Origin of the sequence: Kitasatospora sp. NBC_00315, from assembly GCF_041435095.1 — a bacterium.
Lineage (GTDB): Bacteria > Actinomycetota > Actinomycetes > Streptomycetales > Streptomycetaceae > Kitasatospora.
Window position 1 is genome coordinate 5,455,560 of sequence record NZ_CP108025.1, and the last position, 21,070, is coordinate 5,476,629.

Here is a 21,070-nt window from a genome sequence, read left to right on the forward strand (position 1 = left end):
TCAGTCCTCGCGGTCGGTCGTCGCCCGCTCGGGTGCGCCGGGGAGCAGCCGGGACACCCCGGGCACCAGCAGCCCGGCGATGCACCAGCCGGCCACCACGTCCAGGAACCAGTGGTAGTCGCACCACAGCAGCCCCAGGCCGACCCCGACCGGGAGCAGCGCGGCGACCCCGTACAGCAGACGGCGCGCCCGGGTGCCGAGCGTCCGGCCGAGCAGCAGCGCCGCGACGCCGTACGCGATGCTCGCGGTCACCGTGTGGCCGGACGGGTACCAACCCCACTGTTCCGGCGTCAGCGGAAGTCCGAGCGGGCCGGGCCGGGCGAACCCGGCCTTCGCGGGAACCACCAGCAGCGGGATCAGCCCCGCCGTCAGCGCCGCCACCGGCATCGGCAGCCACCAGCGCCGCACCCCCGCCCGGCGGGCCCGCCAGGCGGCCAGCGCGCCGGCGCCGAGCAGGACGGAGCCGGCGGGCAGGGAGCCGCCGAGATCGGACAGCAGCTCACCCAGCCGGTCGACCGGGGAGCTGGAGAGGCCGTGCCGCAGGGAGTGGACGGACTGCCGGATCCGGCGGTCCAGGCCGAGCAGCGGGCCGTCCGCCGCCACCTGCCAGGAGACCGACACCAGCACCAGGCCCTGCACGACGAGGGCGGCGGGGAGCACCGCCCGGCGGCCCCGCGGGAGGCGGAGCCGGGAACGAAGCGGCCGCCCAGGAGCGGGGGGGAGAGCTCCGGGACGGCCATGGTGATCGCCGTTCCGTGCGCCCCGGGGGGTGTGGGCCGGACGGTCGGTCGATCGGTCTTCGGTGTGCACCGCCTTCGCCGGGGCGGTCTGGTTGTCCTCGCGGATCGACGACGGCACCTCCGTCAGGGAGGGTGCCGCAGGCTGGTCCGCCAATGGTCGAGGCTCGCTGTCCATCTGTGATGACAGTACGTCAAGGGATTTGTCCGGCCCGGCGGCTTCAGCGATTTTGCACAGCATCTTCACCCGGTGGAGTGCACCGTCGCGGTGGGGTGCACCAGCGCCGTGAACGCCCGGCGGCCCGGTCGCCGTGGACCGTGCCGCCGGGGACGTGCCGCCGGACCCGGCCGGGGGCTCAGAGGCGCGAGAACGCGCCCTCGATGATGTCCAGACCCTCGTTGAGCAGGTGCTCCGGCATCACCAGCGGCGGCAGGAAGCGCAGCACGTTGCCGTACGTGCCGGCGGTCAGCACGACCAGACCCTCGGCGTGGCAGGCCTTCGCGACGGCGGCGGTGGCCTCCGGGTTCGGCTCCTTGCCGCCCGGCTTCACCAGCTCGATCGCGATCATCGCGCCGCGGCCGCGGACCTCGCCGACGTTGACGACGGTCGAGTCGGCGAGCTTCTCCTGCAGCGCCCGCAGGCGGCCGAGCATGACCTCGCCGATCCGCCGCGCCTTGCCGTTGAGGTCCTCGGAGCGCATCGTCTCGATCGCGCCCAGCGCACCGGCGCAGGCCACCGGGTTGCCGCCGTAGGTGCCGCCCAGGCCACCGCCGGGGGCGGCGTCCATGATCTCGGCGCGGCCGGTCACGGCGGCCAGCGGCAGGCCGCCGGCGATCCCCTTGGCGGTGGTGATCAGGTCCGGCACGATGCCCTCGTCGTCGCACGCGAACCAGTCGCCGGTGCGGCAGAAGCCGGTCTGGATCTCGTCGGCGACGAAGACGATGCCGTTCGCCCGCGCGTACTCGACGATCGCCGGCAGGAAGCCCCGGGCGGGCTCGATGAAGCCGCCCTCGCCCTGGATCGGCTCGATGATGATCGCCGCCACGTTGTCGGCGCCGATCTGCTTGTTGATGATGTCGATCGCCTGCGCGGCGGCCTCGGCGGCGCAGTTCTCCGCGCCGGTCAGCCAGCGGTAGGGGTAGGCCACCGGCACCCGGTAGATCTCCGGGGCGAACGGGCCGAAGCCCTGCTTGTAGGGCACGTTCTTGGCGGTCAGGCCCATGGTGAGGTTGGTGCGGCCGTGGTAGCCGTGGTCGAAGACCACGACGGCGGTGCGCCTGGTGTACGAGCGGGCGATCTTCACCGCGTTCTCGACCGCCTCGGCGCCCGAGTTGAACAGCGCGGTGCGCTTCTCGTGGTCGCCCGGCGTCAGCTCGTTCAGCTGCTCGGCCACGGCAACGTACCCCTCGTACGGGGTCACCATGAAACAGGTGTGCGTGAAGGCGGCCAGCTGCTCGGCGGCCTTGGCCACGACGGCCTCGGCGCTGTTGCCGACACTGGTCACGGCGATGCCGGAGCCGAAGTCGATCAGCGAGTTGCCGTCCACGTCCTCCAGTACGCCGCCGTTGGCGCGGGACACGTACACCGGCAGGGTGGTGCCGACCCCGGACGCCACCGCGCCGAGCTTGCGGGCCTGCAGCTCCTGCGACTTCGGACCGGGGATCGCGGTGACCAGGCGGCGCTCCTGCGGGAGCGGCGTTGCGGCGCTCATGGTGTTCTCCAGACTTCTCGGCTCGGTCTTCGCAGGCTACGGCCGCCGCACTGGCCCGGGCATGCGCCACTCGGTACCACTGCGCCGTCCGACTTGTCCTGCGCGGCCAGCGCGGCGTCGCCGACTACGCGCAGGCCGCGCTCCACTACATTGAGCGCGGGCGTGTCGCCGGTAGGACCGTATGGGTATGGCGGCATGGGTATGGCTGGACGGGAATCGGCCTGCCGGGGCGGGCGAGGGAGCGGGGCCGTAAATGGGACTGGACGGCGCACACGGGTACGGGCAGCGGACCACGGTCCCGCCGCCGATGCCCCAGCAGGCGGCCCGTGGCCTGCCACAGCCGCTCGCGCCCTCCTTCGACCTGGCTGCCTGGGTCGGCGAGCCGCGGCCGGAGGCGGAGCCGGGCGTGTACCGCCAGGGCTACCGGCCGGCCGATCCGGCGCGGGCCGAGGCGGCGAAGGTGGCGGCGGGGCCGCTGCTGCTGCGGGCGGGGCTCAACGCGGTGGTGGGGTGGCTGGGCTTCGTATATGGGACTCAGTTGGTGCTGCACCTGATCGTGCTCACTGTCTGGGTGAAGAATCCGTCGGCGACCGAGGTGACCGTCGTCGGAATCCTCGTCAACGTCCTGGTGGCGGCCGCCGTCCTCAAAGTCTTCGGCCGGATGGGCCGCTGGCCCGAGGTCTGGCGCCGCTACGTGGCCCCGTTGCTCTCCCGCACGGTGACCGTCGAGGAGCCGGCCACGCCCGACGCGGCCGAGGCCGCCGGTCGCACCGACCCCTGGGCGCAGCTGCGGCAGGCCGGGGCGGGTGTCGCCGCGGGGGTGCTGGACGGTGAGGCGGTCGGGGACGTCGACTACGTCCGGATCCGGCGGGCCTGGGAGGTGGTGCTGGCGGATCCGGAGATCCTGCCGGCGTTCACCGAGCAGGTGACGGCGCGGGGCGGCGCGGCCTGCGCCCACCCCTCCGAGGCACGCGATCTGCCCGCCCGCTCGGGCCGGCACGACCTGCTGAGCCGTCAGGTCCGGCTGGGTGCGGCGCAGGACGTGCCGAAGAACCCGCCGGCGCACCGGGGGGCGGGCTTCGCCCTGGATCCGGCCGTGCTCGGCACCTCGTTGCTGGCGGTGGGGCCACCCGGCACCGGGAAGACCTCGCGGCTGGCCCGGCCGCTGGCCGAGGCGCTCTGCCTGCAGGCCCTGGCCGGGACGGCCTGTGCGGTGGTGATCGGCGCCGGTGACGCGGATCTCGGCCCGGACGCCTGGTACGACGTGGTGATCGCGCCGGGGGACCGCTCCTCGGTGTACGGCCTGGACCTGTACGGCGCGGCGCAGGACCCGGACGAGGCCGCCGCCCGGCTCGCCGACGCCCTGCTGCCGGACGAGCTGGCGTCCCGGGCCGAGAGTGCCCACGGCGCGCTGCAGCAGGTGGTCGGGCCCTTCCACGCCGCCTTCCGGCGCTACCCGGGTGTGCGGGAGCTGCGCGGGCTGCTCGGCGGTGAGCCGGAGAGTGTGGAGGCGCTGGTCAAGGCGCTGCGGGCAGCCGGACTGCTGGAGCGCTACGAGCGCGACCTGCAGCAGCGCGAGCGGGGACGCAGCCGGGCCGACGATCCCGGGGCGCTCCTCGCGGACCGGCTCGCCCTGCTGGACCGCCCGGCCTTCGAGGGGTGTTTCACCACGGACGGCACGGGGCGGCCGGCCTTCGCGATGCGGGCCCTCGACCACCCGTTGCGGGTGCGGGTGAAACTGCCGGAGCTGAGCCACCCGGAGGCCGCCCGGATGCTGTCCCGGCTGGTGGTGGGGCAGTTCGTGCAGGCCTCGGCCGCGCGGGCGGACCGCTCGCTGTTCGCGGGCCTGGTGGTGGACGACGCGTCGGCGGCGTTGGACGGCGCCGTCGTGCGGGGTCTGCAGCGGATGCGCGGCGCGAACGCCGGCGCGGTGCTGCTGCTGCGCACGCTGGTCGACCTGCCGGAGGCGTTGCGGGCCGCGCTGTTCGGGGCGGTCGGCTGCCGGATGGCCTTTCCGGGGATCGCGCCGTGGGACGGCAAGCTGTTCTCGGAGGCCTGGGGGACGCATCTGGTGAGCGAGACCGCCGTCACGCACGCCCCGGACACCTCCGGCGGGATGCTCCGCAGGGCCGGCCGGATCGGCCGCAAGGCGCTGTCCGGCACGACGGCGCAGACCGAGAGCGTCACCACCCGCGAGGTGGAGCGGTTGCGCTGGTCGGCCTCGGATCTGGCCCACGCCCTGCCCGCCGGGCACGCGGTGGTCTCCCTGACGGCGGTGACCGGTGCACAGGTCCCGCCGCTGCTGGTGGACCTGCGCGGCTGACGGCGCCACCGGCGGCCCGCCCGCCTGCGCCGCCGGCCCGCGCCATCAGCCACCGCGCGCCGGGCAGGCGCCGGCCGGGCCGCCGGCACCGCCCGCCCGCCCCCGCCCGACCCCGGGCGGACCGTGCGTATCGCCGTCCCGGTGGATTCGGCGGTGCCGGTTGTCCGGAGCGTCCATAATGAGAGACAGAGTCCCCCTCCTCGCCCGGCCGCAACGGCGCGGTCAGGTCGTCCCACCGAAGGTGCCATGCCTCCCACACTCGCGTCCGTCGTCCGCAACACCACGCTCCACCTGACGGTCCTCGCCGGTGCGGACCACCTGGAGCGGCCGGTCCGCTGGGTCCACACCAGCGAGCTGGACGATCCCACCCCCTTCCTGGAGGGGGGGGAGCTGCTGCTCACCACCGGCATCAAACTGGGCCGCACGGCCGCCCAGATGCAGGCGTACGTGCACCGGCTCGCGGACGCGGGGGTGGTCGGCCTCGGTCTGGGCGTCGGCCTCTCGCACGCCGAGGTGCCCAAGCCCCTGGTGGAGGCCGCGGCCCAGCGCGGGCTGCCGCTGCTGCGGGTGCCGGAGCCGACGCCGTTCATCGCGATCAGCAAGGTGGTCTCGGCGGCGATCGCCGCCGAGCAGTACGAGGCGGTGACCACCAGTTTCGAGGCCCAGGAGGAGCTGACCCGGGCCGCGCTCGGCAAGGACGGCACGACGGCGGTGGTGCGCCGGCTGGCGGCCCGGCTCGGCGGCTGGGCCGCGCTGTACGACGGTTCGGGCGCGCTGTCGGTGGTCGCGCCGGACTGGGCGGCCAGACGGGCGGGCCGGCTGGCGGCCGAGGTCGACCGGCTGCGCCGGCGCCCGGCGCCGTCCAGCGCCGCGCTGCAGGGCCGCTCCCCGGGGATCGACACGGCCGACGAGGACTACGTGGTGGTCCAGTCGCTGGGCGCGGACCGCCGGGCCCGCGGCTTCCTCGCGGTCGGCACCGAGGACCGGATCACCCCCACCGAGCGGTACGTGCTGAACGCCGCGGTCGCGCTGCTCACGCTCACCCTGGAGCGCTCGCGCGAGCTGCGCCAGGCCGAGGAGCGGATGGGCGCCGCGCTGCTGCGGATGGTGCTGGCCGGTGAGGTCGCGACGGCCCGACAGGTCGCGATCGGGCTGTTCGGCGGCCTGCCCGAGGGGACGGCGCGGGTCCTGGTGGCCGGCGCCGCGCCGGGCGCCGAGCCGGCCGAGTCGGGTGAGGCGCTCGCCGAACTCGCGGAGCGGGCCGAGCAGGCCGGTGGCCGGGTGGGCGAGCGGCTGCTGGTGGCGCGCGAGGACGGCGCTGCCGGGCCCCGTCTGACGGTGCTGGCGCTGGACAACGGCGCGGTGCACCGGGCCTGTCTGGGCGTCGTCGAGGAGCACGAGGTCCTGTCGCTGGGCGTGTCCGCGCCGGCCGCGCTGGACGAGGCGGGCGGCGCCTTCGCGCAGGCCGAGCGGGCCCTCGCGGTGGCCCTGCGCGGCGGCCGGCGGTCGGTGGACCACGAGGAGGTCGGCGCGGGTTCACTGCTGCCGCTGCTCGGGGAGGAGGCCGTGACGGCCTTCGCCGAGGGACTGCTGCGGCCGCTGCGCGAGCACGACCGCACGGCGCGCGGGGACCTGGTCGCCTCGCTGCGGGCCTGGCTCTCCCGGCACGGCCAGTGGGACGCGGCCGCGGCCGATCTCGGCGTGCACCGGCACACTCTGCGGTACCGGATGCGCCGGGTGGAGGAGCTGCTCGGCCGCTCGTTGGACGACACGGACGTGCGGATGGAGCTCTGGCTGGCGTTGCGTTCGGGCGAGGAGTGACCCGCGGCCGTTGAGGGCGCTCGGCTTCTGTCCGATCTGGAGTGCTCCGGCTGTCGAGCGCTACGCACTGTCCAATCCGCCGAGCGCGCGGCCCGTCCTACCGTGGGGTTCGAGCTCCACGTCGGTGGGGTGCAGACGACGAGGAGAGGGCCGGTACCACCGTGACCACCACCCATGAGTTCTGGCTGGCCGGCCGCCGGGCGAGCGGCGACGGCGACTTCGAGGTTCACAACCCCTGGGACGGACGCCTGGTGGGCAGGGTCGCGGTGCCGACCGAGGCCCAGGTCGAGGAGGCGGTGGCCGCCGCGGTGACCGCCCTCCCGGCGTTCGCCGCGACCCCCGCGCACGTGCGCACCGCCGCACTGGACCACGTGGCCAAGCGCCTGGCCGAGCGCACCGAGGAGATCGCCCGGCTGATCACCGCCGAGAACGGCAAGCCGATCAAGTGGGCCCGCGGCGAGGTCGGCCGGGCCGTCTCGGTGTTCCGCTGGGCGGCCGAGGAGGCCCGCCGGACCAACGGCGAGACCATGCGGCTGGACACCGACCCGGGCGGCACCGGCCGATTCGCGGTGGTGCGCCGCTTCCCGCGCGGCGTGGTGCTGGGCATCGCCCCGTTCAACTTCCCGCTGAACCTGGTCGCGCACAAGGTCGCCCCGGCGATCGCGGTCGGTGCCCCGATCATCCTCAAGCCGGCCCCGGCGACCCCGCTCTCCGCCCTGGTGCTCGGCGAGATCCTGGCCGAGACGGATCTGCCGGCCGGCTCCTGGAGCGTGCTCCCCGTCCCGAACGACCGGATGCCCGCCCTGGTGCAGGACAAGCGCCTGCCGGTGATCTCGTTCACCGGTTCGGACACGGTCGGCTACCAGATCATGGACTCGGTGCCGCGCAAGCACGTCACCCTGGAGCTCGGCGGCAACGCCGCGGCCGTGGTGCTGGCCGACTGGTCCTCGGACGCGGACCTGGAGTGGGCGGCCTCGCGCATCGCGACCTTCGCCAACTACCAGGGCGGCCAGTCCTGCATCTCGGTGCAGCGGGTGATCGCCGACGCGAGTGTCTACGACGTGCTGGTCGAGAAGCTCGTGGCCAAGGTACGGGCGCAGGTCACCGGCGACCCCGAGGACGAGGCCACCGAGGTCGGCCCGCTGGTGGACGTGAAGGCGGCCGAGCGGGTGGAGTCCTGGGTGGACGACGCCGTCGCCAAGGGCGCCAAGCTGCTCACCGGCGGCACCCGCGAGGGTGCGAGCTACGCCCCGACCGTGCTCGCCGAGCTGCCCGCGGACGCGATCCTCGCCACCAGCGAGGTCTTCGGCCCGGTCCTCTCGCTGCACAGGGTGGACGGCGCCGACGAGGCCTTCGCGGCCGTCAACGACTCGCTCTTCGGCCTGCAGGCGGGTGTCTTCACGCACGACGTGCAGACCGCCTTCCGGGCCCACCGGGAGCTGGAGGTCGGCGGCGTGATCATCGGTGACGCGCCCTCGTACCGCGCGGACCAGATGCCCTACGGCGGGGTCAAGGACTCCGGTGTGGGCCGTGAGGGTGTGCGCTATGCGATGGACGACTACACCCAGGAGAAGGTGATGGTCCTCACCGGCCTGGACCTCTGAGGCCCTCGACGCACCGGGAGCCCCGGCACCGTTCGTCCGGTGCCGGGGCTCCCGGCCGTCTGCGGGACGTCGGTCAGCCCGGGGTGGCCACGGCCTGCGCCACCGGGGTGTCGCCGCCGATCAGCTCCAGGGTCAGGCCCGCCGTGGCCGGTGCGTTGAGCAGGGCGGCCAGGACGGCTGCCACATCGGCACGCGGCACGTCGCCGCGGCCGGTGGCGGGGCCGAGGTGGATCCGGCCGGTGCCGGGGCCGTCGGTCAGCCGGCCGGGGCGCAGGATCGTCCAGTCGAGCGCCGGCTGGGCCCGGATGGCGTCGTCCGCCGCGCCCTTGGCCCGCAGGTAGGACTCGAAGACGGGGTCGGCGGGGTACTCCGCCGCCGCGTCGGCGCCCATCGAGGACACCATCAGGTAGCGGCGGACCCCGGCCAGTTCGGCGGCGTCGGCGAGCAGCACCGCGGCGTCCCGGTCCACGCTGTTCTTGCGTTCGGGGCCGCTGCCGGGGCCCGCACCGGCGGCGAAGACCACCGTGTCGGCGCCTTCGAGCAGTTCGGCGAGCTCGTCGGGGCTCGCCGCCTCCAGATCGAGCAGCAGGGGCTGGGCCCCGGCGTCGATCAGGTCCTGGGCCTGGTCGGCTCTGCGGATGATCCCGGCGGGACGGTCCCCGCGTCCGGCGAGGATGCGCTCCAGGAGGAGGGCGATCTTCCCGTGGCCACCTGCGATGACGGTACGCATGGTCCGACGGTAACCGCTGCGGCCGGTCCCGGCGCGGCGGCACGGGGCGCTGCCGCGCCGGGTGGGGGCTGCGGCGCGCGGTCTCAGCCGGCGGCCGGGAAGGCCCGGTCGAGCAGGTCGAGCAGGGCCCGGCGTTCGTACGGGTCGAGGCGCTCCAGGCCGGGCAGTCCGGTGGCCATCTCCGCCCGGATCCGCCGCACGGCGGCCTCGCCCTCGGCGGTGAGCAGGACGTTCTTCACCCGGCGGTCGGCGGGATCGGCCTCCCGGCGGACCAGGCCGCGGGTCTCCAGCCGGTCGACGATGCCGGTGACGTTGGAGGCGTCGCAGCCCAGCAGGTCGGCGAGGGCGCGCATCGGGCGGGGCCGCGGCAGCAGGCTCAGCATCTTGCCCTGCATCAGGGTGAGGCCCTGGCCGGCGGCGACCACGGCGAAACTGCGGTAGTAGCAGGCGGCGGTGTGCGCGAGCCGCTCCATCAGGAGGTCGGTGCCGGGCGGCGGGGCGTCCGCCTGCGGGGGAGTGCTCCGCCGCGGTGTGCTCTGGGTCATGGCTCCATGCTAGCCGTGATTACTTGACATCATCAATCATTGAGACCTACCTTCGGTTTATTGCTTGAGCACCTCAATCATCTAGCTCATCAAATCTTTCTGTTCAGGAGCACTGCCATGAAGGCCATCACCTACCGCACCTACGGCGGCCCCGACGTCCTCGTGTACGGCGACGTCCCGGAGCCGAAGCTCGGCGCCGACGCCGTCCTGGTCAAGGTCAGGGCCGCCTCGGTGAACCCGGTCGACTGGAAGATCCAGGCCGGGTACCTGGACAGCGTGATGGACACCGTGTTCCCGGTCATCCCGGGCTGGGACGTGGCCGGTGTGGTCGAGCGGGTGGGCGTGGGGGTCACCGAGTTCGCCCCCGGCGACGAGGTCATCGGGTACGTGCGCGAGGACATGGTCGGCCGCGGCACCTTCGCCGAGTACGTCGCCGCCCCGGTGCGCACCCTGGCCCGCAAGCCCGCCGCGCTCGACTTCGAGCAGGCCGCCGGCCTGCCGTTGGCCGGCCTCACCGCCTACCAGGCGCTCACCCGCGCCCTGGAGGTGAAGCCCGGCCAGAGCGTCCTGGTGCACGCCGCGGCCGGCGGCGTCGGCTCGCTCGCCGTCCAGATCGCCGTCGCCCTCGGTGCCCGCGTGATCGGCACGGCCGGCGAGCACAACCAGGACTACCTGCGCGGCCTGGGCGCCGAACCCGTGACGTACGGCGAGGGCCTCGCCGACCGCGTCCGCGCGCTGGCCCCGGGGGGCGTGGACGCGGTGCTCGACCTGATCGGCGGCGACGCCCTGCAGATCTCGCCCGGCCTGCTCGCCGAGGGCGGCCGCCTGGCCTCGATCGCGGACGGAGCCGTGCTGGCGCTCGGCGGGCAGTACGTCTTCGTCCGCCCCGACGGGGGCGACCTGACGGCGCTCGCCGCGCTCGCCGACAGCGGGCGGCTGCGCGTCGAGGTGGCCGCGACCTTCCCACTGGAGCGGGCCGCCGACGCCCAGCGGCTCAACGCCGGGGGCCACACCCGGGGCAAGGTCGTCGTCACCGTCTCCTGAGCCGCGCCGGGCCAGCGCCGGGCCCGTGCCGGACAACGGGAGAACAGACCGCCCGCCGAGGCGGGTGTGCCCGGGGCCCGTGCACTCGGGCCGCCGTGCGATCGCGGCGCCCCGAGCGCCCGCGCCCGTCATCCGCGCGGAGTACCCGGACGAGTACCCGGATGCGCCGCGCCGCAGGCCGCTGTCGGGAGCTCGGCCGGGGCACGATCGCAGCACTGCTGATCGACCACCAGGTCGAGCCGTCGCTCCGATCCGAGCAGTCGTCAGCACCGGATCCGCACCGGCGCCTTCCGTATCCGGCCCACCCGACCCCGGCCCACCTGTATCCGGCCCACCGGCACCCGGCCCACCCGTACCGTCCGTCGCGCCGTCACCTCACGGCTCACCGAACCCATCCGCCGCACCGACACCCCACGGAGCACCGCGACATGACCACCGAATCCTCCACCGCCGAATCCTCCACCGACCCGGCCACCGACCCGGCCGCCGCCGACGCCCCCGCCGTGGTGGCCCGGCTCCGGGCCGCCTACGCGACCGGCCGCACCAAGCCGCTCGACTGGCGGCTCGGCCAGCTCGCCGCCCTGCGCCGCCTGCTCACCGAGCAGAGCGAGGCGCTGACCGAGGCCCTGCACGCCGACCTGGGGAAGGGCCCCGCCGAGGCCTACCGCACCGAGATCGGCTTCACCCTCAACGAGCTCGACCACACCGTCCGGCACCTGGACGAGTGGCTGCGCCCCAAGCCCGCCGCCGTCCCCGAGGGCTTCCTGCCGGCCGAGGCAAGGGCGGTGCGCGAGCCGCTCGGCGTGGTGCTGGTGATCGCCCCGTGGAACTACCCGCTGCAGCTGGCCCTCGCCCCGGTGGTGGGCGCGCTGGCGGCCGGCAACGCCGTGGTGGTCAAGCCGAGCGAGCTGGCGCCCGCCACCTCGGCGGCGATCGCCCGCCTGCTGCCGCGCTACCTCGACCCGGGGGCCGTCGCCGTGGTGGAGGGGGCGGTGGCCGAGACCACCGCCCTGTTGGAGCAGCGCTTCGACCACATCTTCTACACCGGCAACGGCGCGGTGGGGCGGATCGTGATGGCCGCCGCCGCGCGGCACCTGACCCCGGTCACGCTGGAGCTGGGCGGCAAGAGCCCGGTCGTGGTCGACGCCGGGACCGACCTGGCCGTCACCGCCCGGCGGATCGTGGCCGGCAAGTTCCTCAACGCCGGACAGACCTGTGTCGCCCCGGACTACGTGCTCGCGGTCGGCGGCACGGCGCCGGAGCTGGAGGCGGAGCTGGCCGCCGCCGTGCGCGAGCGGTACGGGGACGACCCGTCCGCCGACCCGGAGTACGGGCGGATCGTCAACGACCGTCACTTCGAGCGTCTCACCGCGCTGCTCGGCGACGGCCGGCCCGTCACCGGCGGCGGACACGACCGGGCCACCCGGTACATCGCGCCCACCGTGCTCACCGACGTCTCGGCGCAGGCACCCGTGATGCGGGAGGAGATCTTCGGGCCCGTACTGCCGGTCCTGACCGTCCCGGACCTGGACGCGGCGATCGCCTTCGTCAACGGGCGGGACAAGCCGCTGGCCCTGTACGCCTTCACCGAGTCGCAGACGACCAAGGACCGGCTGGCCGCGGAGACCTCCTCCGGCGCACTCGTGTTCGGGCTGCCGGTCTCGCACCTCGCGGTGCCCGCGCTGCCGTTCGGCGGCGTCGGCGAGAGCGGGATGGGCCGCTACCACGGCGAGTACTCGGTGGAGACCTTCAGTCACACCAAGGCCGTGCTGGACAAGCCCCTGCACTGAGGGGCGAACCCGGGTTCGAAACGCCCGGGCATCCGGTGCGGATCCCGCCCGTCGCGTCCACCGGCGCGGCGGGCAGGACACAATGGGCCCATGAACTCGCTCGCCCACCCGCAGCTGCGCTTCACCCCCACGGTGAAGGACCCCTCCGGCCCCCGGGAGCTGGTGATCCTCGGCTCCACCGGCTCGATCGGCACCCAGGCCATCGACGTGGTGCTGCGCAACCCCGGACGGTTCCGGGTGGTCGCCCTCTCGGCTGCCGGCGGCCGGGTCGCACTGCTCGCCGAGCAGGCCGTGCGACTGGGCGTGCACACGGTCGCGATCGCCGATCCGGCGGCCGAACCCGCACTGCGCGAGGCGCTCGCCGGATGCGCGGCGGGCCGGCCGCTGCCGACGATCCTGACCGGTCCGGACGCGGCGACCGAGCTGGCCTCCCTGGAGTGCCACTCCGTCCTGAACGGCATCACCGGTTCGATCGGCCTGCGCCCGACGCTGGCCGCACTGCGGGCCGGCCGGGTGCTGGTGCTGGCCAACAAGGAGTCGCTGATCGTCGGCGGCCCGCTGGTCAGGGCGCTGGCGAAGCCGGGCCAGATCGTCCCGGTGGACTCCGAGCACACCGCGATCTTCCAGGCGCTGGCCGGCGGCACCCGCGCCGAGGTCCGCAAGCTGGTGGTGACCGCGAGCGGCGGTCCGTTCCGCGGCCGTAGCCGCGAGCAGCTCGCCGCCGTCACCCCGGACGACGCGCTGGCCCACCCGACCTGGGCGATGGGCCCGGTCATCACGATCAACTCGGCGACCCTGGTCAACAAGGGTCTGGAGGTGATCGAGGCACACCTGCTGTACGACGTGCCGTTCGACCGGATCGAGGTCGTGGTCCATCCGCAGTCCGTCGTCCACTCGATGGTGGAGTTCTCGGACGGCTCGACACTCGCCCAGGCCAGCCCGCCGGACATGCGGATGCCGATCGCGCTCGGCCTCGGCTGGCCGGACCGGGTGCCCGACGCCGCCCCCGCCTGCGACTGGACCAAGGCCGCCACCTGGGAGTTCTTCCCGCTCGACAACGAGGCCTTCCCGGCGGTGGAACTGGCCCGGGAGGTCGGCACGCTCGGCGGCACCGCCCCCGCGGTCTTCAACGCGGCCAACGAGGAGTGCGTGGACGCCTTCCTGCAGGGCCGGCTCGCCTTCACCGCGATCGTGGACACTGTTGCCAAGGTCGTCGCCGAACACGGCACGCCCGCCCCGGGAACTTCTCTGACGGTCGAGGACGTCCTGCACGCCGAGGACTGGGCCCGCGCCCGGGCCCGCGAGCTGGCGGCCGGCTGACCGGCGACACGGACGACAGGGACGGTACGGACCGGATGGGTGCACAGAGCGGTATGACGGAGGACCAGCGGTGACAACAGTGATGTGGGTGGTCGGCATCGTGGTCTTCGCGTTCGGGCTGCTGTTCTCGATCGCCTGGCACGAGCTCGGGCACCTCTCCTGGGCCAAGATCTTCGGCATCCGGGTGCCGCAGTACATGGTCGGCTTCGGCCCGACCCTGTGGTCGCGCAAGAAGGGCGAGACCGAGTACGGCTTCAAGGCGATCCCGTTCGGCGGGTACATCCGCATGATCGGGATGTTCCCGCCCGGCGCCGACGGCAGGATCACCCAGCGCAGCAGCTCGCCCTGGCGCTCCATGATCGAGGACGCCCGCGAGGCCTCCTACGAGGAACTGCAGGACGGCGACGACACGCGGCTGTTCTACACCCGCAAGCCGTGGAAGCGCGTCATCGTGATGTTCGCGGGCCCGTTCATGAACCTGATCCTGGCGTTCGGCCTGTTCCTGACCGTGATGATGGGCTTCGGCGTCCCGATGAGCGTGCCGACGGTCCAGTCGGTGGCGCAGTGCGTGGTGCCGGCCGGACAGCCGACCGACACCTGTCCGGCCGGTGCGACGGCCTCCCCGGCCGCCGCCGCCGGCCTGCGGGCCGGGGACACCATCGTCTCGTTCGACGGCGACCGGATCGGCGACTACGACCGGCTGCAGGCGGACATCCGCGAGTCGGCCGGCAAAACCGTGCCGGTGGTGGTCCTGCGGGACGGGCAGCAGCTCACGCTGAACCCGACGATCGGCGTCAACCAGGTCCAGAAGTACGACGCCCAGGGCAACCCGGAGAAGGGCCGGACGGTCGAGGCCGGGTTCTTCGGCTTCACCCCGGCCGGCGGCGTGGTCAAGCTCGGCTTCGGCCGGAGCGTCGACCGGATGTACACCAACGCGGAGACCGGCATCACCTCGCTGGTGGCGCTGCCCGGCAAGATCCCGGGCCTGTGGCACTCGGTGGTGGACGGCACCCCGCGGGACGCCGACTCCCCGATCGGCATGGTCGGCGCGGCCCGGATCGGCGGCGACGTCTTCTCGATGGAGATCCCCGCCAGCCAGCGGGTCGCCGTCATGATCAACCTGCTGGCGGGCATCAACCTCTCGCTGTTCCTCTTCAACATGCTCCCGCTGCTCCCGCTGGACGGCGGGCACATCGCCGGCGCCCTGTGGGAGTCCGTCCGCCGCCGGGCCGCCCGGCTGATGCGGCGGGCCGATCCGGGCCCGTTCGACGTGGCCAGGCTGATGCCGGTGGCCTACGTGGTGGCGAGCATCTTCATCGGCTTCACCCTGTTGGTGCTGGTCGCCGACATCGTCAACCCGGTCAAGATCAGCTGACCGGCCGCACCGGCGGGTGTGCTCCGCGCCCCGCGGGTGCCGTACCGTTGACGCCGGGTGCGCGTACGACTGCGCACCCGGCCCGGCCACCTCAACCGGCCGGTCCACCCACCTCAACCCCGGGGAACCCTGCGCACATGACCGCGATCTCGCTCGGTATTCCGTCCCTGCCGCTCAAGCCCCTCGCCACGCGCCGCGTCTCCCGCCAGATCATGGTCGGCAACGTCCCGGTGGGTGGCGACGCCCCGATCTCCGTGCAGTCGATGACCACCACGGTGACCGCCGACATCAACGCGACGCTGCAGCAGATCGCCGAGCTGACCGCTTCGGGCTGCCAGATCGTGCGTGTCGCGGTGCCGACCCAGGACGACGCGGACGCGCTCCCGATCATCGCCAGGAAGTCCGGCATCCCGGTGATCGCCGACATCCACTTCCAGCCGAAGTACGTCTTCGCGGCGATCGAGGCCGGTTGCGCCGCGGTGCGCGTGAACCCGGGCAACATCAAGCAGTTCGACGACAAGGTCGGCGAGATCGCCAAGGCGGCCAAGGACGCCGGCGTGCCGATCCGGATCGGCGTCAACGCCGGTTCGCTCGACAAGCGGCTGCTGGAGAAGTACGGCCGGGCCACCCCCGAGGCGCTGGTGGAGTCCGCGCTCTGGGAGTGCTCGCTGTTCGAGGAGCACGACTTCCGCGACATCAAGATCTCGGTCAAGCACAACGACCCGGTCGTGATGATCAACGCCTACCGCCAGCTCGCGGCGGCCTGCGACTACCCGCTGCACCTGGGCGTCACCGAGGCCGGGCCGGCCTTCCAGGGCACCATCAAGTCGGCGGTCGCCTTCGGCGCCCTGCTGGCCGAGGGCATCGGCGACACCATCCGGGTCTCCCTCTCCGCCCCGCCGGCGGAGGAGGTCAAGGTCGGCAACCAGATCCTGGAGTCCCTCAACCTGCGCCAGCGCGGGCTGGAGATCGTCTCCTGCCCCTCCTGCGGCCGCGCCCAGGTGGACGTCTACAAGCTCGCCGAGGAGGTCACCGCCGGCCTGGAGGGCATGGAGGTGCCGCTGCGCGTCGCGGTCATGGGCTGCGTCGTGAACGGCCCGGGCGAGGCCCGTGAGGCCGACCTCGGGGTCGCCTCCGGCAACGGCAAGGGCCAGATCTTCGTGAAGGGCGAGGTGATCAAGACCGTTCCCGAGTCGAAGATCGTCGAGACCCTGATCGAGGAGGCGCTCAAGCTCGCCGAGCAGATGCAGGCCGAAGGTGTCGAGGCCGGTGCCCCGACCGTGGTCGCGGCCGACTGACCGCGCGACGTCATTCCGGTACGGGGTCGTCCGTCGGCGGACGACCCCGTGGCCGTATCCGGGTGGGGCCACGGAGTAGGGTGCGGCAAGAGTCTCTCAGTGAGGTGCTGTCTCGATGCTCGATCGAGGTGTGATGCTCCCCGGTGCGTTCCAGGCCGCCCGCGCCCTGGCGACCACCCGCGTCCTCGAAGCCGCGGATCTCGCGGACACCCTCGCGGTGCTCCACCGCGATCCGGTCGCCAACGCGTTCGTCGCCACCAGGGTGGAGTCCGTCGGGCTCGACCCCTGGCGGCTCGGCGGCGAGATGTGGGGCTGGTTCGACGAGAACGGCAGCCTGGAGTCGCTCTGCTACGCCGGGGCCAACCTGGTGCTGGTCGACGCCGGCCCCGAGGCCGTCCGCGCCTTCGCCGAGCGGGCCCGCCGGCAGGGCCGGCGCTGCTCCTCGATCGTCGGCCCCGCCGAGGCCACCGCGGCCCTGTGGGCGCTGCTGGAGCGCAGCTGGGGCCCGGCCCGTGAGGTCCGCGCCCACCAACCGCTGATGGCCACAGCCGCACCGGCCGTCGGGGTGGAGCCCGACCCGCTGGTGCGCCGGGTGCTCCGCAACGAGGTCGAGACGGTGATGCCCGCCTGCGTGGCGATGTTCACCGAGGAGGTCGGCATCTCCCCGCTGGCCGGCGACGGCGGGCTGCTCTACCAGGCCCGGGTCGCCGAACTCGTCGGCGCTGGGCGTTCGTTCGCCCGGATCGGCGACGGCGGGGAGGTCGTCTTCAAGGCCGAGATCGGCGCCGTCACCCGGGGCGCCTGCCAGATCCAGGGGGTCTGGGTCGCCCCCGAGCACCGGGGCCGGGGCCTGTCGGTCACCGGTATGGCGGCCGTGCTGGAGATCGCCCTGCGCGAGGTCGCCCCGGTGGTCTCGCTCTACGTGAACGACTACAACCTGCGGGCCCGCGCGGCCTACCGCCGGGTCGGCTTCCGCGAGGTCGGCGCGTTCATGAGCGTGCTCTTCTGACCCCGTTACCGTGCCGGTCCCGACCGGTGCTCCGCAGGGAGTAACGTCCCGGGGCATGGAGCAGCTGACCGAGGTGACGATCGAGGCCATCGACCTGGCGGCCTGGGCGCCGTACGCGCTGGAGGTCCAGGCCGTGGCGTTCGGGCTGACGCCCGAGGAGGTCGCGGTGCGCCTGCAGATCGTCGGGCGGCACGCTCAGCAGCCGGGCGTGATCGCCCTGGGCGCGATGAGCGGCGGGCGGCTGGTCGGTTTCGGCTACGGCATGCCCAACCACCGTGACCACTGGTGGAGTTCGGTGATCGAGCCGTACCTGGAGGAGCGCGGGTACGCCGACTGGCTGGACGAGGTGTTCGCGATCACCGAACTGCACGTGCTGCCGCGGTTCCAGGGGCAGGGCGTCGGCAGCCGCCTGATCCGTACCCTCTGCGAGCGCTCCGGCCTGCCCCGGAGCATCCTGTCGGCGATCGACGCCGAGACTCCGGCCCGCCGGCTCTACCGCTCGCTCGGTTACCGGGATCTCGCGCGGGCGGTGCGGTTCCCCAACACGGAGCGGCCGTACGCGGTGATGGGTGCGCCGCTGCCGCTGCTGCCGGGGCGGGCGGCTCAGAGCGCCGCCGCGAACTCCAGGTAGAGCCGGCCCCGGTCGTCGTCCCCGTCGCGCAGGGCGCGCAGGCCGGTGGCGACGCTGCGAAAGAGCGTCCAGCCGCGCAGCCGGTCGTGGTCGACGTCGACCGCCTCGGCGAGCTGGTGCAGGCGGCGGCGGGCGGCGCCGCGCGGGCCGGGGGAGCCGATCAACGTGTCCACCCGGTCCTGGGCGAGCCGTGCGAGATCCCAGGCGCGTTCGCCGACCAGCGGTCTGGGGTCGATGGCCAGCCAGGGCGCCCGGTCGGCGGCCAGCACGTTGCCGTGGTGGAAGTCCCCGTGCAGCAGCAGTTCCTCGCCGGTGGAGGCGAGCAGGTCGTCCGCGGTGGTCAGCGCCTCGTCGGCCAGCGGCCGGGCGTCGGCCGCGGCGGGCAGCTCGCGGTCGCGGCGCAGGCCCTCGGCGAGCCGGGTGGCGTGGGCGGCCACGGTGCCGAACGGGTGGCCGTCGGCGGGCGCCACCCACAGGCGCTGGAGCAGGCCGGCCGCCTCCAGCATGGCCTTGGACTCGGCCAGTGAGCGCAGCGGGATCTCGCCGTGCAGGCGTTCCAGCAGCAGCATGCCCTCGGTGGGGTCGGCGTCCAGCAGCAGGACGGCGCCGCGCCCGGCCCAGTGCGAGAGGGCCGCGTGCTCGTGGGCGGTCTCGGGGGTGATCAGTCCGGCCTTGAGCACGGCGGGGCCGAGGTCCTCCCGACGGACGTACCCGATCAGACTGAGCCGGCCGCCGGGGTCCAGGACGCGTTCCAGCGTGAGCTCCCACCGGGTGAGGTACGCGCCGATCCGTGCCGGCAGGCTCTCCAGCCAGGCGCGTCCGGCGTCCTCACCCCGCTGGGCGAGGACGCTCCGCGCCAGCTGCGCCGGAACGCTGATCTGCCCTGCTGCTGCCGACATGCTGGCCTTCCGGTTGGACGCTCCCCCGTGGTGCTACCCGTCCATTGTCGGCCATGAACGGGAACCCGCAGGTCAGCGCTGGCGTCCGGGTGGGGTCAGTGGCCCGTGGCGGCGGCCTTGGCGGCGCCCGGGGAGGCGTCGGGGGAGCCGCTCGCGGTCGCGGTGGCCGGGTCGGGCAGTCCGGGGAAGGCCGTGCTCGCGGCGCCCCAGTGGCGGGCCTGCAGGGCCGCGATGCGCAGCGCGTCGGCGGCGGGGGCGCGGCGGTCGGCGGGCAGGGCCGCGACCAGCTCCGCGTAGGTGTCGCGGAGCCGGGTCTCGATGTGCGCGGCGAGCGCGGTGGCGCCGGTGGCGTCACTCACCGGGAAGGGCAGCTGGTAGCCGGGCGCGGCGGCGCCGGGGGAGGCGCCCGCACCGGCCAGCAGCCGGCGCCAGGTGTCCCGTTCCGCCTCGTGGGCCGCGTACCCCGCGCGGGCGTCGGCCCGCCGCTGGTCGTCGGGGAGCTTGGCGCCGACGACGCCGTAGCCGTAGACGGCGGCGTGCTCGGCGGCCAGCGCGCTCTGGACGGCGGTGGCCGCCTCGGTGGCCAGCGGCGCGCCGCCGGCGGACGGCGAGGCGGTGCCGGCGGTGGTGGCGGACGGCGACCCGGCCGGCGACCGGGACAACGACTGCGACGGCGACGGCGACGGCGACCGGGATGCGGACGGGGACGGGGTGACCGGGGTGGCCGGCGCCGGGTCGGTGACGGGGGTGGTGTCGCCGAGGGCGGCGGCGTGCAGGGCGTCGGAGGCGGACACCGAGGCGAGCAGCCGGGCGAGGTCGGGGGAGGCGGCGGACAGGTCGGCGAGCCTGGCCTCGGCGGTGCGCCGCTCGGCCGCGCCGAGCCCGGCGACGGTGGCCGGCGTGGCGGCGGCCGGTGCGGTGGCGGACGCGCCGGCGGACGGCGGGGCCGAGGCGGGTTGGGACCCGGAGTTCGCCGGACGGGAGGCCGAGGCGCTCGCGTCCGGCAGCCCCTGCGCGAACGCGGCCCGGTGCTGGAGCAGTTCGGCCCGCAGCGGCTGGAGCTGCGCGGCCTGGGCCGCGCCGGGGCCGGCCAGCACGACGTCGTACGCGGCGAGCAGGGCGTCGGTGGCCGCGACGGCGCGGGCGCGGACCGGAAGGTCGGGATCGGGTCGCCGCGCGTCACCGTCGTCCTTGTGCTGGGAGCCGGTGCAGGCGGTGAGGACCGCGGCGGCGGCGAGCAGCCCGACGGTCAGGGCGGTGCGTCGGCGGGCGGCCTGCATCGGTGTCTCTCCCGGGGCGTGGGGGAGCGCCTCCACTCCCGATGGCGTGAATCATTACAGAACGCACACGTGTGCGGGGATCCTTCGGCATCCCGGCCTCCGGTGTGAGCTTGCTCGCAGTCGGCCGGGGCGGGCCCGGGGCAGGCCCCGGCGGGGCCCGGTCGGGCGCCGCCGCGGAATCGGTGGTTCGGGGGTCGACCGGATAGGCTTTGGGCCTAGTTGCTGCGACGCACCCGCTGGGAGACCACCCTCGGGGCGATGCGGTATGACCTTCTGACAACAGCAGACGCGGCCGAGGAGTCACCCGGATGAGCACCACCCAGATCGACCGGCTGCGTGTGTTGCTGGAGCCGCTGGCCGCCGAGTCCGGCCTCGATCTCGAAGAGGTGAAGGTCACCCAGGCGGGCAGTCGCCGCCAGGTGCAGGTCGACGTGGACGCCGACGGCGGCGTGGACCTGGACACCATCGCCGAGTTCAGCCGGCTGGTCGGCGAGGCCCTGGACGAGTCCGATGTGATGGGCAGTGGCGCGTACGTCCTGGAGGTCGGTTCCCCGGGCGCCGAGCGGACGCTCACCGAGCCCCGCCACTGGCGCCGGGCCGAGGGCCGGCTGGTCAAGGTGCAGCTGGCGGACGGCGGCGAGATCGTGGCCCGGGTCCTGTCGGCCGACGAGGACGGCGCGCTGGTCGAGGTGCAGCCGGTGAAGGGCCGCGGCCGGGCCAAGGAGCGCCGTCTGGAGTACACCGAGGTCGCCAAGGCGCGCGTCCAGGTGGAGTTCAACCGCAAGGACGAGAAGCTCCTCGACGAGGCCCCCGACATCGAGGGGGCCGAGGACTTCGACGAGACCGAGGACGGCGACGCGTTCGCCGAGGACGACGAGGACGAGACCGATGCCCCCGCCGAGGGGGACGACGGTGCGCAGTGAGCGCCACCGCACCCGCACCATCCGCACCA

General features: G+C 74.2%; 17 protein-coding genes. 11 read left to right on the forward strand and 6 right to left on the reverse strand.

What is annotated here, in order from left to right:
- A complete protein-coding gene (locus tag OG823_RS22675) occupies positions 1–660 on the reverse strand; it encodes a phosphatase PAP2 family protein (protein ID WP_371481442.1) in 660 nt (219 codons plus the stop codon).
- Between the two features lie 433 nt (positions 661–1,093).
- Positions 1,094–2,449: a 4-aminobutyrate--2-oxoglutarate transaminase gene (gabT, locus tag OG823_RS22680; protein WP_371481443.1), complete on the reverse strand. Its 1,356-nt coding sequence runs from the start codon at positions 2,447–2,449 to the stop codon at positions 1,094–1,096.
- Positions 2,450–2,702: 253 nt separating this feature from the next.
- On the opposite strand from gabT, the gene OG823_RS22685 reads away from it, so the two are divergent.
- The 3 genes from OG823_RS22685 to OG823_RS22695 all read left to right on the forward strand — a co-directional run bounded on the left by OG823_RS22685 (position 2,703) and on the right by OG823_RS22695 (position 8,197).
- Positions 2,703–4,772 carry an ATP-binding protein gene (locus OG823_RS22685; RefSeq protein WP_371481444.1) on the forward strand — a complete coding sequence of 690 codons (2,070 nt, stop codon included), beginning with the start codon at positions 2,703–2,705 and terminating at the stop codon, positions 4,770–4,772.
- Between the two features lie 246 nt (positions 4,773–5,018).
- Positions 5,019–6,593 (forward strand): PucR family transcriptional regulator, encoded by a 1,575-nt coding sequence (locus OG823_RS22690; protein WP_371481445.1) that lies wholly within the window; start codon positions 5,019–5,021, stop codon positions 6,591–6,593.
- A gap of 161 nt (positions 6,594–6,754) precedes the next feature.
- Positions 6,755–8,197, forward strand: a complete 1,443-nt coding sequence (locus tag OG823_RS22695; protein ID WP_371481446.1) for an aldehyde dehydrogenase family protein — start codon at positions 6,755–6,757, stop codon at positions 8,195–8,197.
- A gap of 73 nt (positions 8,198–8,270) precedes the next feature.
- Here OG823_RS22695 and OG823_RS22700 read toward each other — a convergent pair whose 3' ends face one another.
- Both OG823_RS22700 and OG823_RS22705 read right to left on the reverse strand, forming a co-directional pair.
- Positions 8,271–8,927: an NAD(P)-binding oxidoreductase gene (locus tag OG823_RS22700; RefSeq protein ID WP_371481447.1), complete on the reverse strand. Its 657-nt coding sequence runs from the start codon at positions 8,925–8,927 to the stop codon at positions 8,271–8,273.
- An 83-nt stretch (positions 8,928–9,010) separates the two neighbouring features.
- Entirely contained in the window at positions 9,011–9,472 is a 462-nt protein-coding gene (locus OG823_RS22705) for a MarR family winged helix-turn-helix transcriptional regulator (protein ID WP_371481448.1), read from the reverse strand.
- Positions 9,473–9,589: 117 nt separating this feature from the next.
- Here OG823_RS22705 and OG823_RS22710 point away from each other — a divergent pair, with 117 nt between their 5' ends.
- The 7 genes from OG823_RS22710 to OG823_RS22740 all read left to right on the forward strand — a co-directional run bounded on the left by OG823_RS22710 (position 9,590) and on the right by OG823_RS22740 (position 17,939).
- Positions 9,590–10,516, forward strand: a complete 927-nt coding sequence (locus OG823_RS22710) for an NADP-dependent oxidoreductase (RefSeq protein ID WP_371481449.1) — start codon at positions 9,590–9,592, stop codon at positions 10,514–10,516.
- Between the two features lie 428 nt (positions 10,517–10,944).
- Positions 10,945–12,306 carry an aldehyde dehydrogenase family protein gene (locus tag OG823_RS22715; protein WP_371481450.1) on the forward strand — a complete coding sequence of 454 codons (1,362 nt, stop codon included), beginning with the start codon at positions 10,945–10,947 and terminating at the stop codon, positions 12,304–12,306.
- 90 nt (positions 12,307–12,396) lie between these two features.
- Positions 12,397–13,626, forward strand: a complete 1,230-nt coding sequence (gene dxr, locus OG823_RS22720; RefSeq protein WP_371481451.1) for a 1-deoxy-D-xylulose-5-phosphate reductoisomerase — start codon at positions 12,397–12,399, stop codon at positions 13,624–13,626.
- A gap of 70 nt (positions 13,627–13,696) precedes the next feature.
- A complete protein-coding gene (locus OG823_RS22725) occupies positions 13,697–15,001 on the forward strand; it encodes an RIP metalloprotease (RefSeq protein WP_371481452.1) in 1,305 nt (434 codons plus the stop codon).
- A gap of 137 nt (positions 15,002–15,138) precedes the next feature.
- On the forward strand, positions 15,139–16,299 hold the full coding sequence (gene ispG, locus OG823_RS22730) for a flavodoxin-dependent (E)-4-hydroxy-3-methylbut-2-enyl-diphosphate synthase (protein ID WP_371481453.1): 1,161 nt from the start codon (positions 15,139–15,141) through the stop codon (positions 16,297–16,299).
- Between the two features lie 133 nt (positions 16,300–16,432).
- On the forward strand, positions 16,433–17,308 hold the full coding sequence (locus OG823_RS22735) for a GNAT family N-acetyltransferase (RefSeq protein WP_371484615.1): 876 nt from the start codon (positions 16,433–16,435) through the stop codon (positions 17,306–17,308).
- Between the two features lie 55 nt (positions 17,309–17,363).
- A complete protein-coding gene (locus OG823_RS22740) occupies positions 17,364–17,939 on the forward strand; it encodes a GNAT family N-acetyltransferase (RefSeq protein ID WP_371481454.1) in 576 nt (191 codons plus the stop codon).
- On the opposite strand, the gene OG823_RS22745 is transcribed toward OG823_RS22740, so the two are convergent.
- A complete protein-coding gene (locus tag OG823_RS22745) occupies positions 17,912–18,838 on the reverse strand; it encodes an aminoglycoside phosphotransferase family protein (protein ID WP_371481455.1) in 927 nt (308 codons plus the stop codon). The two genes, OG823_RS22740 and OG823_RS22745, sit on opposite strands and share 28 nt — an antisense overlap.
- A 95-nt stretch (positions 18,839–18,933) precedes the next feature.
- Positions 18,934–20,118 carry a ferritin-like domain-containing protein gene (locus tag OG823_RS22750; protein ID WP_371481456.1) on the reverse strand — a complete coding sequence of 395 codons (1,185 nt, stop codon included), beginning with the start codon at positions 20,116–20,118 and terminating at the stop codon, positions 18,934–18,936.
- 308 nt (positions 20,119–20,426) lie between these two features.
- On the opposite strand from OG823_RS22750, the gene rimP reads away from it, so the two are divergent.
- Positions 20,427–21,041: a ribosome maturation factor RimP gene (gene rimP / locus OG823_RS22755; protein ID WP_371481457.1), complete on the forward strand. Its 615-nt coding sequence runs from the start codon at positions 20,427–20,429 to the stop codon at positions 21,039–21,041.
- Positions 21,042–21,070 lie beyond the last annotated feature (29 nt).